Annotated in this window: 12 protein-coding genes; 4 read left to right on the top strand and 8 right to left on the bottom strand. The window is 54.1% G+C overall.

Annotated elements, in window-relative coordinates:
- Positions 1 to 103: 103 nt before the first annotated feature.
- The 6 genes from Q9I99_RS10810 to Q9I99_RS10785 all read right to left on the bottom strand — a co-directional run bounded on the left by Q9I99_RS10810 (position 104) and on the right by Q9I99_RS10785 (position 5,785).
- On the bottom strand, positions 104 to 241 hold the full coding sequence (locus tag Q9I99_RS10810) for a hypothetical protein (protein WP_107863929.1): 138 nt from the start codon (positions 239 to 241) through the stop codon (positions 104 to 106).
- Between the two features lie 17 nt (positions 242 to 258).
- A complete protein-coding gene (locus Q9I99_RS10805) occupies positions 259 to 456 on the bottom strand; it encodes a hypothetical protein (protein WP_013448186.1) in 198 nt (65 codons plus the stop codon).
- A gap of 10 nt (positions 457 to 466) precedes the next feature.
- Complete coding sequence (locus Q9I99_RS10800) at positions 467 to 1,483, bottom strand: lysozyme inhibitor LprI family protein (RefSeq protein WP_301667473.1); 1,017 nt, start codon at positions 1,481 to 1,483, stop codon at positions 467 to 469.
- Between the two features lie 99 nt (positions 1,484 to 1,582).
- Positions 1,583 to 2,797, bottom strand: a complete 1,215-nt coding sequence (gene gltS, locus Q9I99_RS10795; RefSeq protein ID WP_301667472.1) for a sodium/glutamate symporter — start codon at positions 2,795 to 2,797, stop codon at positions 1,583 to 1,585.
- Positions 2,798 to 2,971: 174 nt separating this feature from the next.
- The gene (locus Q9I99_RS10790) at positions 2,972 to 3,313 is read right to left on the bottom strand and encodes a hypothetical protein (RefSeq protein WP_301667471.1); all 342 of its coding nucleotides are present in this window, start codon (positions 3,311 to 3,313) and stop codon (positions 2,972 to 2,974) included.
- 198 nt (positions 3,314 to 3,511) lie between these two features.
- On the bottom strand, positions 3,512 to 5,785 hold the full coding sequence (locus tag Q9I99_RS10785) for a Tex family protein (RefSeq protein ID WP_301667470.1): 2,274 nt from the start codon (positions 5,783 to 5,785) through the stop codon (positions 3,512 to 3,514).
- Between the two features lie 114 nt (positions 5,786 to 5,899).
- Between Q9I99_RS10785 and galE the strand changes: the two genes are divergently transcribed.
- From galE to rfbC, 4 genes are all read left to right on the top strand, one after another.
- Positions 5,900 to 6,916 carry a UDP-glucose 4-epimerase GalE gene (gene galE, locus Q9I99_RS10780; protein ID WP_301667469.1) on the top strand — a complete coding sequence of 339 codons (1,017 nt, stop codon included), beginning with the start codon at positions 5,900 to 5,902 and terminating at the stop codon, positions 6,914 to 6,916.
- Positions 6,917 to 7,999, top strand: coding sequence for a dTDP-glucose 4,6-dehydratase (rfbB, locus tag Q9I99_RS10775; protein ID WP_301667468.1), 1,083 nt, complete (start codon positions 6,917 to 6,919; stop codon positions 7,997 to 7,999).
- Between the two features lie 62 nt (positions 8,000 to 8,061).
- Positions 8,062 to 8,928, top strand: coding sequence for a glucose-1-phosphate thymidylyltransferase RfbA (gene rfbA / locus Q9I99_RS10770; RefSeq protein ID WP_301667475.1), 867 nt, complete (start codon positions 8,062 to 8,064; stop codon positions 8,926 to 8,928).
- Between the two features lie 81 nt (positions 8,929 to 9,009).
- Complete coding sequence (gene rfbC / locus Q9I99_RS10765) at positions 9,010 to 9,567, top strand: dTDP-4-dehydrorhamnose 3,5-epimerase (protein ID WP_301667474.1); 558 nt, start codon at positions 9,010 to 9,012, stop codon at positions 9,565 to 9,567.
- 301 nt (positions 9,568 to 9,868) lie between these two features.
- On the opposite strand, the gene dnaJ is transcribed toward rfbC, so the two are convergent.
- Both dnaJ and Q9I99_RS10755 read right to left on the bottom strand, forming a co-directional pair.
- Complete coding sequence (dnaJ, locus tag Q9I99_RS10760; RefSeq protein WP_002215274.1) at positions 9,869 to 10,990, bottom strand: molecular chaperone DnaJ; 1,122 nt, start codon at positions 10,988 to 10,990, stop codon at positions 9,869 to 9,871.
- An 81-nt stretch (positions 10,991 to 11,071) separates the two neighbouring features.
- The gene (locus Q9I99_RS10755; protein WP_301667464.1) at positions 11,072 to 11,230 is read right to left on the bottom strand and encodes a hypothetical protein; all 159 of its coding nucleotides are present in this window, start codon (positions 11,228 to 11,230) and stop codon (positions 11,072 to 11,074) included.
- Between the last annotated feature and the right edge of the window lie 172 nt (positions 11,231 to 11,402).

Raw genomic sequence — 11,402 nt, 5'->3', positions numbered from 1 at the left:
GGGGGGGTGATGCATAATGTCTCCTCGATATGGATGGAACTTTTTAACTTTACGGCAAATTGCCGATTTTATCGTATTTCCTTTTCGGTTGAAATCCCGCCCTTTAGGGCGGTGCTTTTTGTATCGTCCTGCGTGTTGGAACATCAGCATAGGAAACACATAAAAAGACGGCTGTTTTGCGCCTGCGTACCGTATTGGTCAAAATGCCGTCTGAAACCGACAACAGGGTTTCAGACGGCATTTCCGTCAATTTTCCCTTTATCTGCCGAACAGGTTGGCGATATTTTCCATCTGTTCTTCGGTAAAACCGTTTTCGCCCAATCTGGCGGCAACTGCCCATTCGCCCGACAAACCGTGTTCCGCACCGAGCTGCCGCCATTTTTCGACTTTGGCTTCGGCTGTGGTTTTTTCGGGCAGCGGTTTGACGGGAATCCTGCTTTTGGGGACGGTATTCATCGGTTTGCCCCTAATCGATGGAATAGCCGCGAAGATACTGTATCCGTTCGCGCGTCATCCGCGTGTCGCACTGCAATTTGAGGTATTCGGCGTATTCCTGCCGGTCTGCCTGCGCGGCGGCTTGTCGGCAGTTGCTGATTTTTTCCTGCGCCCACTTGCGTTGTTCGCCGACCAGCTCTTTTTGCACGTCGGTATCGAGTCCTCCCCAAAGTTTGGTAATTTCGGATTCCGCACGTTGATTTTGTACGCGCGCCTCTTCCACTTCGCCCTGTGATACGGTAACGGTATTGGCACGCTCGCCGTCGTCGGGATGCAGGATTTCCGGTTCGGGCGCGCCTTCTGCGGCTTGGGGTACGCCCGCATCGCCGGCGGCGGCATTGTGTTCCAAAATGTCTTCGGGCGTGGGTTTGGACGGTTCTTCTTCACGGGCTTTTCCGCTCAAAACCCTGACCGCGTCTTCTTTTTTTACCGCCTTGCCGTCTATCATCACGATGCTCTTCACGCCGTAAGGCAGCAGCGCGGCAGACAGCGTTTGCGCCGCCATACCGACCGTGTTGTCGACAAATGCCGTCTGACCGTCTTTGACGGGCAGGAAGCGGACAGCTGCCGTCAATACGCCGTCTTTAAACTCGACATTGCCGCCCGTCTTCTGCTGCACAATATCCGACAAAGCGGTTTCCCCGTACAACAGGGGGCTGTTTGCCTCGGCATCGGCAAGCGTTTCAGACGGCACGGTAATGTTCAAATCGGCAATACAGAACGTGCGCCCGCCTTCCTGCGTTTCCGAAGCGTGTTCCAAAGAAAACGCCAAACCGTAGGCGGCGGCGATAATTTTGTCGGCATCGACAAACTGCCTGCCGTCTTCGCGCGCGAAAGAACGCGCTTCCTGCGTGAGCGTTTCCTGAATACTGCCGCGTATGTCCTGCAACACGGCGGGATTGGCGCATTCCAATGCCTTGGGCGGTTCTTCCCTGCCGCACGCGGCAAGCAGCAGGGCAAACGGCAGCGCAATGAGTTTCCGATACATGATGTTCCTTCCAAACGGTGCAGACCGATGGCGGCTATCATAGCAAAAGCACCTGCAGGCGGTAAACCTTGCAGGTGCTTTGTCAGAAAGGCGTAAAAATCAGCCTTTAAAGAAATTCACAAAGCCGGTGAGAACCGCGGCATTAATCAAATCGACAAAGAACGCGCCGACCATAGGCACAATCAAAAACGCCTTATGGGAAGGACCGAAAGTATGCGTGATGGACTGCATATTTGCCACCGCAGTGGGCGTTGCACCCAAACCGAAACCACAGTGACCGGCAGCCAGCACCGCCGCATCATAGTCGCGCCCCATAAAGACATAGGTAACAAAAGTCGCGTACAAAACCATTACCACGGTTTGTACGGCAAGGATGACGGTTACAGGCCCCGCCAAACCGGTCAGCTCCCACAGTTTCAAATTCAGCAACGCCATTGCCAAGAAAAGCGAAAGCGAAGCATTGCCGAACACATCGATGGCGCGGTCGAACATATTGACCTTGAATGCGGCGGTGAGGATGTTGCGGATGACCACGCCGCCAAACAGACACCACACGAATTTGGGCAGGTCGAACAGGTATTCTTTGTCGAAGCCGTCCATAATCTCGGCAAACGCCAAACACGCGGCAAACATAGCCAGCGTTTCAACGGCAGATTCGGCAGTAATCAGGCGGGTGCGTTTTGCCTGCTCGAACACGTCGTCCGCGTTGTCGTCCTGAGCCTGTTTATTGTTTTCAACCGGCTTGCGTCCCATTTTGTTAATCAAACGCCGTGCCACCGGCCCGCCGATCAGTCCGCCGAACACCAGCCCGAAAGTTGCAGAAGCCATACCCAAGCCGGTTGCGCCGACCAAACCGTATTTGGTTTCAAAATCCGGCCCCCAGGCACCCGCCGTGCCGTGTCCGCCCGTCAGCGTAACCGAACCGGTAATCAGACCGATGAGCGGATCCAAACCCAAAGCGGAAGCCAGTCCGACCCCGACAAAGTTTTGCACCAGGATAAATCCGCCCACAATCGCGGTAAAAACCACCAGCGGCAAACCGCCCGCCTTCAAACGGGAAAAATCCGCGCTCAAGCCGATGGACGTGAAGAAAATCAGCATAAACGCATCTTGCAGCGGTTTTTCAAATTTGAAGCTCACGCCGTACGCCTCGTGCAGCGCAAACAGGATAATCGCGGCAATCAGCCCGCCCGCCACGGGTTCGGGGATGTTAAAATCACGCAAGATTTTGATTTTCTTAACTAAAACCTTGCCGACCAACAAAACCAAAGTGGCGGCAATCAAGGTGTAATAACTATTAAACGCCCATTCCATATCGTTTGACCTCCTAAAATGTTTTTCTTTATGTCCGCCCGAAGGGGCGCAGGCGCGAAGATATTAGGGGAACAGTTAAGGCTTGTCAAAGAATTGCCGTTTTTTACAACTATTTTTTACAAACAAAATGCCGTCTGAAACTCCGTTCAGACGGCATCGGGCATCCGCACCTGTTCAATAATTGGTCGAACAGAACTGCTCGCGCTTGTCCGCATCGGCGGCATAACACGTCAAACCCATACCTGCCGCATTGCTGTTGGCCGCTTTCGCTCCCGGTTTTTTGTTCACCGAAACCTTGCCGTCTTTGCCGATTTCAACGGTTACGCCTTTGCCGTTTTTCATCTTCCACTTCAACACTTGCGCATCGGCACTTTGGCACTTGCTGACCGTACAGCCGCCCTCCGCCGCGACATTGCCGTTTTTATAAATCACGCACTGCTGCCGGCTGTCGGCACACGCCGCAAACGCAGAAACCGAAAAACAGGATGCCAGCGCGGCAAACATCAATTTCTTCATGGTTCGGACTCCTTATTTAAACAGGTTGGCAATAATTTGAAACTATACGCCTGTCGCCATGCCCCTGCCACAGCCAAATCAAATGCCTTCTGAACAGTCTTCAGACGGCATCATGGGAATACACATATTTGAAACAACAGAAAAGGCGGGAGCAAAACCCGCCGCTGCATCTGTCGCTGTACATCCCTACTGTCGGACTTACCGCTTCAGCTTCGCAAACGCATCCGCCATTGCCGAATTGGTTGGGGCGCGGTCGTTGCGTTGGGGTTTGCGGTCGCGGCGTTCTTGATGTCGGGTTTCAGACGGCCTGTTGCCTTTGGCAGCACTGCCCGGTTCGTCATCCAAGCGCATGGTCAGCGCAATCCGTTTTCTGGCGGCATCGACTTCCAGCACTTTCACTTTCACCACGTCGCCGGCTTTCACCACGTCGCGCGGGTCTTGGACGAATTTATTAGACAGGGCGGAGATGTGCACCAAGCCGTCCTGATGGACGCCGATGTCCACAAACGCGCCGAAGTTGGCGACGTTGGAGACCACGCCTTCAAGTATCATGCCAACTTGCAAGTCGCTGATTTCGTGGATGCCTTCGGCAAACGATGCCGTCTGAAACGCGCCGCGCGGATCGCGGCCGGGTTTTTCCAGCTCGGACAGGATGTCCAGAATGGTCGGCAGTCCGAAGCGTTCGTCGGTGAAGTCGGACGCTTTGATTTGCTTCACGCGCTCGCGGTTGCCGATGAGTTCGGCGGCGGTAATGCCTTGTTGCGCCAGCATTTTGGCGACGACGGGATAGGCTTCGGGATGCACCGCGCTCGCGTCCAGCGGCTCTGTGCCACCGTTAATCCGCAAAAAGCCTGCCGCCTGCTCGAAGGTTTTTTCGCCCAAACGCGGCACTTTCAGCAATTTTTTGCGGCTGTCGAACGCGCCGTTTTCATCGCGGTAGGCGACAATGTTTTGGGCAAGGGTTTGATTCAAACCGGAAATCCGCGCCAAGAGTGGGGCGGAAGCGGTGTTCACGTCCACACCGACGGCGTTCACGCAGTCTTCGACCACCGCGTCCAGCGATTTGGCGAGCTGGCTTTGGTTTACGTCGTGCTGATACTGCCCCACGCCGATGGATTTGGGGTCGATTTTGACCAACTCGGCAAGCGGGTCTTGCAGCCTGCGGGCAATGGACACCGCGCCGCGCAGGGAAACGTCCAAGTCGGGGAACTCGCGCGCCGCCAGTTCGGACGCGGAATAAATCGACGCGCCGGCTTCGGAAACGACGATTTTGTGCAGCCCCATTTCCGGCATTCCGCGCACCAGTTCGCCCGCGATTTTGTCGGTTTCGCGGCTGGCGGTGCCGTTGCCGATGGCAATGAGCTTCACGCCGTGTTGTTTAATCAGGCGCGACAGCGTTGCCAACATATTGTTTTCTTGATGCAAATAGACGATGACGGTATCCAGCAGCTTGCCCGTGTCGTCCACCACGGCACATTTCACGCCGTTGCGGTAGCCGGGGTCGAGGCCCAGCGTGGTCAGCCGTCCGGCGGGTGCGGCGAGCAGCAAGTCTTTGAGATTGCGGGCGAACACGGTAATCGCATCGGTGTCGGCGGCTTCTTTCAAACGATTTAGGGCTTCAAGCTCCAACGACAAAAAGATTTTCGCGCGCCAAGTCAGGCGCACGGTGTCGCGCAGCCATTTGTGGTCGTCTGAAACCTTGAAACAGCGGGCGATGATTTGCTCGTATTCGCTTTGCTGGGTAATCAGCGTGTCGTCAGGCTGGTATTTGAGCGCGATGTTCAACACGCCTTCGTTGCGGCCGCGCAAAACCGCCAGCGCGCGGTGGCTGGGCATGGCGCGGACGGGTTCGCGGTGGTCGAAATAATCGCTGAATTTTTCGCCTTCGGTTTCTTTTCCTTCAACGACTTGCGCATGGATTTCGGCTTCGTTCCACAGCTTGTCGCGCAGCGTGCCGATGAGTTCCGCGTCTTCGGCAAACTGCTCCATCAGAATCGCGCGCGCGCCGTCCAACGCGGCCTTGGTGTCGGGGACGTTTTCGTTCAGGTAGCCCTGCGCGGCGGCTTCCACGTCCTGAGGCTGCTCGGCAAGCAACACGTCCGCCAGCGGCTGCAAACCGTGTTCGCGCGCGATTTGCGCCTTGGTGCGGCGTTTGGGCTTGTAGGGCAGATACAGGTCTTCCAGCGCGGTTTTGTTGTCGGCGGCTTCGATTTGCGCCCTGAGGTCGTCTGAAAGCTTGCCTTGCTCTTCAATGCTTTTTAACACAACGGCTTTGCGCTCTTCCAACTCGCGCAGATATTGCAGCCGCTCGGCAAGCTGGCGCAGCTGCGTATCGTCCAGCCCGCCCGTGGCTTCTTTACGGTAACGCGCGATAAAGGGTACGGTCGCGCCGTCGTCCAAAAGCTCGACGGCGGCAGTGATTTGCGCGGCGGTGGCGGAGAGTTCTTGGGAGAGGATTTGGGTGATGTTCATAAATTGCCTCCGTGATGCCGTCTGAACAGCCGACGGCGCAATGTGGGTAATCGTTTGGAAAAGATGAAGATAATACTGATATACTTTGCCCGATACAATCTGAAAGGAATGTTTATGACCGTCCTGATTACCGGCGGCACCGGCTTTATCGGTTCGCACACCGCCGTCTCGCTCGTCCAATCCGGTTACGATGCCGTGATTCTGGATAATCTGTGCAACTCGTCTGCCGCCGTCCTCCCGCGCCTTCGGCAAATTACCGGCAGAAACATACCGTTTTATCAGGGCGACATCCGCGACCGTCAGATTTTGAGGCAGATTTTTTCGGAACACGAAATCGAATCCGTCATCCATTTTGCCGGTTTGAAGGCAGTGGGGGAAAGCGTTGCCGAGCCGATGAAATATTACGGCAATAATGTTTACGGCAGCCTGGTGCTGGCGGAAGAAATGGCGCGCGCGGGCGTGTTCAAAATCGTATTCAGCTCGTCGGCAACCGTTTACGGCGATGCGGAAAAAGTCCCCTATACGGAAGATATGCGCCCGGGCGATACCGCTAATCCTTACGGTGCGTCCAAAGCGATGGTGGAACGGATGTTAACCGACATCCAAAAAGCCGATCCGCGTTGGAGCGTCATCCTGTTGCGCTATTTCAATCCGATCGGCGCACACGAAAGCGGCTTGATCGGCGAACAGCCCAACGGTATTCCCAACAACCTTTTGCCCTATATCTGCCAAGTGGCTTCGGGCAGGCTGCCGCAACTGTCGGTATTCGGCGGCGATTATCCGACCCCCGACGGTACGGGAATGCGCGACTATATTCATGTGATGGATTTGGCAGAAGGGCATATCGCGGCAATGAAGGCAAAAGGCGGCCTTTCCGGCGTACATTTGTTCAACTTGGGTTCGGGGCGCGCCTATTCGGTTTTGGAAATCATCCGCGCCTTTGAAGCCGCATCCGGTTTGAGCATTCCTTACCAAATCAAACCCCGCCGCGCCGGCGACTTGGCGTGTTCCTTTGCCGATCCGTCCTATACCAAACAACAGACAGGCTGGGAAACCAAACGCTGCCTTGCTCAAATGATGGAGGATTCGTGGCGTTGGGTCAGCCGCAACCCCGACGGATACGGGGATTAAATGCAAACCGCAAATAAAAAAACCATCCTCGTTACCGGCGGCGCGGGCTTTATCGGTTCTGCCGTTGTCCGCCATATTATCCAAAACACCCAAGATTCCGTCGTCAACCTCGACAAACTGACCTACGCGGGCAATCTCGAATCGCTGACCGACATTGCCGATAATCCCCGCTACGCTTTTGAGCAAGTGGATATCTGCGACCGCGCCGAACTCGACCGCGTATTCGCACAACACCGGCCTGATGCCGTGATGCACTTGGCTGCGGAAAGCCATGTCGACCGCTCTATCGATTCTGCAGGAGAATTTATCCAAACCAATATCGTCGGCACATTCAATCTGCTTGAAGCTGCGCGCGCCTATTGGCAGCAAATGCCGTCTGAACAGTACGAAGCCTTCCGTTTCCACCATATTTCTACCGATGAAGTTTATGGCGATTTAAGCGGCACGGACGATTTGTCTGCCGAAACCGCGCCCTACGCGCCGTCCAATCCTTATGCCGCATCTAAAGCATCTTCCGATCATCTTGTCCGCGCGTGGCAACGGACTTACGGGCTGCCCGCCATTGTCAGCAACTGTTCCAATAATTACGGGCCCCGACAATTCCCCGAAAAACTCATTCCTTTGATGATTCTGAACGCGCTCGACGGCAAACCGCTGCCCGTTTACGGCGACGGGGCGCAAATCCGCGACTGGCTGTTTGTCGAAGACCACGCGCGCGCGCTGTATCAGGTCGTTACCGAAGGCGTTGCCGGCGAAACCTACAATATCGGCGGACACAATGAAAAAGCCAATATTGAAGTCGTCAAAACCATCTGCGCCCTCTTGGAAGAACTCGCCCCCGAAAAACCGGCAGGTGTGGCGCGTTATAAAGATTTGATTACCTTTGTCCCCAACCGTCCCGGCCATGATGTGCGCTACGCCGTCGATGCGGCGAAAATCAGGCGGGATTTGGGCTGGCAGCCTTTGGAAACTTTTGAATCCGGCCTCCGCAAAACCGTGCAATGGTATCTGGACAACAAAACCTGGTGGCAAAATGTATTGAACGGCAGCTATCGTTTGGAACGTTTAGGTACGGACAAATAGTTTTCAGACGGCATCCCGACGCAATGCCGTCTGAAAACCCATCGCAAAGGAAGAAAGCAAAGATGAAAGGCATCATACTGGCAGGCGGCAGCGGCACGCGCCTCTACCCCATCACGCGCGGCGTGTCCAAACAGCTCCTGCCCGTGTACGACAAGCCCATGATTTACTATCCCCTGTCCGTATTGATGCTGGCGGGAATCCGCGATATTTTGGTGATTACCGCGCCCGAAGACAACGCCTCTTTCAAACGCCTGCTTGGCGACGGCAGCGATTTCGGCATTTCCATCAGTTATGCCGTGCAACCCAGTCCGGACGGCTTGGCACAGGCATTTATCATCGGCGAAGAATTTATCGGCAACGACAATGTTTGCTTGGTTTTGGGCGACAATATTTTTTACGGTCAATCATTTACGCAAACATTGAAACAGACCGCCGCCAAGACCCACGGTGCAACCGTGTTTGCTTATCAGGTCAAAGACCCCGAGCGTTTCGGCGTGGTTGAATTTGACGAAAATTTCAACGCCCTGTCTATCGAAGAGAAACCGCAACAGCCCAAATCCGATTGGGCGGTAACCGGCTTGTACTTCTACGACAACCGCGCTGTCGAGTTCGCCAAACAGCTCACGCCGTCCGCACGCGGCGAACTCGAAATTTCCGACCTCAACCTTCTGTATCTGGAAGACGGCTCGCTGTCCGTCCAAATATTGGGACGCGGTTTCGCGTGGTTGGACACCGGCACGCACGAAAGCCTGCACGAGGCGGCTTCCTTCGTCCAAACCGTACAAAACATCCAAAACCTGCACATCGCCTGCCTAGAAGAAATCGCCTGGCGCAACGGCTGGCTGACGAAAAAAGATGTAGAAACACGCGCAAAACATTTGGAAAAAACCGCCTACGGGCAATACCTGCTGCATCTGATCGGCAAATAAATGCCGTCTGAACGCCCCGACGGCATTCAGACGGCATCCAAACCGCAAAAAACAGCGGTAACGATACCGCCAAAGGACTTTATGGACATCATCGACACCGCCCTCCCCGACGTAAAAATTTTAAAACCGCAAGTCTTCAAAGACGGGCGCGGTTTTTTTATGGAAACCTTCCGCAACGGATGGTTCAAAGAAAATATTGCCGACCGAACCTTTGTTCAGGAAAACCATTCCCAATCACGCAAAGGCGTATTGCGCGGCCTGCACTACCAAACCGAAAACACGCAAGGCAAACTCGTACGCGTAGTTGTCGGTGAAGTGTTCGACGTAGCCGTCGATATGCGAGAAGGTTCGCCAACTTTCGGCAAATGGGCAGGCGTAACCCTGTCGGCACAAAACCAATACCAGCTTTGGATACCCGAAGGCTTCGCACACGGTTTTTACGTTTTGAGCGATATGGCTGAACTTGTCTACAAATGCACGGATTATTACAAGCCGGAAGCCGAACAGGTTTTAATATGGAACGACCCGGCAATAGGCATAGGCTGGCCGCTTCAAACCGAGCCGCTGCTGTCGCCCAAAGATCTTGCCGGTAAAGCGTGGGCGCAAGCCGAAAAGCTCCGCCTTACGCTTTCCCGATAAAAAATGCCGTCTGAACGTTTCAGACGGCATTTTTTCCGACAGGCTACCTACCCGCCTTCAGTACGCGCTGTGCAAAGAAAAACATCCCGGTAACGAAGAACGCCAAACCCAACCATGAGGCGGCGGCATCCCAGTTTTCCAAATGCAACTGACAACAGACCCCTGCATAATGTTAAGTTAAAAAACAGTTATCCCACCCTGCCCTATACCCCATTGAAAATAAAAACTATTTCCAAACAAACAAAAACAGCAGTATCAGGGAGATACCCCCGATACTGCTGCTTGTTTCCAAACCTTAAAATCAATCAAATAAATCGCGCAGCTTGTCTAAAAACGATTTCTTGCGCGGTGTTTGGTTTTCCAAACCGGTAGAAATCCGCTCAAATTCTTCCAAAAGCTCTTTTTGACGGTCGGTCAAATTGACAGGCGTTTCGACAACAATATGGCAGTACAAATCTCCGGTCGCGCTGCTGCGTAAAGATTTGACACCCTTACCCTTCACGCGCATCCTCCTGCCGGTTTGGGTTTCTTTGGGGACGGTGAGCTTAACTTTGCCGTCCAAGGTCGGCACTTCCAACTCCCCACCCAAAGCAGCCGTGGCAAAACTGATCGGCAGTTCGCAATGCAAATCCAAGCCGTCGCGTTGGAAAATCTTATGCGCCCGAATGCGGACGGTTACATACAGGTCGCCGGCAGGCGCGCCGTGCATACCCGGCCCGCCTTCGCCGCTCAAACGGATACGCTGCCCGTCATCGATACCGGCGGGAATATTGACTTCCACCGTCTTGACCGCCTTATTCCGCCCCGCGCCACGGCATTTGACGCAAGGTTCTTTAATGTGTTTGCCTGCACCGTGGCAGGTCGGACAAGTCTGCTGCATACGGAAAATCGCCTGCTGGATGTGTACCGTACCCGAACCTTTGCAAGTCGGGCAGGTTTCCGGGGATGTCCCCGGTTTCGCGCCGCTGCCGTTACAGACATCACACGCTTCATAAGTCGGAATATTGATGCGTTTCTTCACACCTTTTGCGGCTTCTTCAAGCGTGATTTCGATACCGACTTGAACGTCCTCACCCTGATAATCAGGCTGGGCGCGCCCCGAACCGCCTCCAAACATTTGGCTGAAAATATCCCCAAAGTCAAAACCCTGCGCACCGCCAAATCCGCCAAACCCTCCGAAGCCCCCCTGTCCGCCTCCTTCAAACGCCGCATGACCGTATTGGTCGTACATAGCGCGCTTTTCCTTGTCGGACAAAGTTTCATACGCCTTTTGTACTTCTTTAAACTTCTCTTCCGCCTCTTTATTGTCAGGATTGCGGTCGGGATGGTATTTCATCGCCAATTTACGGTAGGCTTTTTTAATCTCATCATCGGTAGCTGTTCTTGCCACACCCAGCGTCGCATAAAAATCTTGATTACTCATCTTTTCATCTAATTCAAAATAAAATCACGGCTAAAAATAAGGGCAATTGCGCAAAACACAAGACAAACAGACTGCCATAGCTTACAAACTGAAACGGAATACACTTTTCAGACGGCATAAACCGATGCCGTCTGAAATCTTCAGGTATGCACGACACAAAAACTTAGACAGGCATAAAACCAACCGCCATGAAGTATTTTTGTTATAAAAACGCCGCCCGAACGCATGTTCAGACGGCATTTCCTTTGCATCGATTCATTCCCCGATATAGCGCAGGTCTTTTTCCAGCCATTTCCCTTCCAAACAAAAAAGCACCGGCGGCAGCCGATGTCCCTTCCTTTACAGGTTCCCCTATTTTTTAGCCGCGGGCAGAGCCGGTTTGGCGGGGGCTTTGGGTGCGGGCGCGCCGACG

The organism is Neisseria basseii (assembly GCF_962707005.1).
In the GTDB taxonomy this organism is placed as follows: Bacteria; Pseudomonadota; Gammaproteobacteria; order Burkholderiales; family Neisseriaceae; genus Neisseria; species Neisseria bergeri.
The sequence above is the reverse complement of the archived record's forward strand: the minus strand, read 5'-3'. Positions and strand labels throughout refer to the sequence as shown.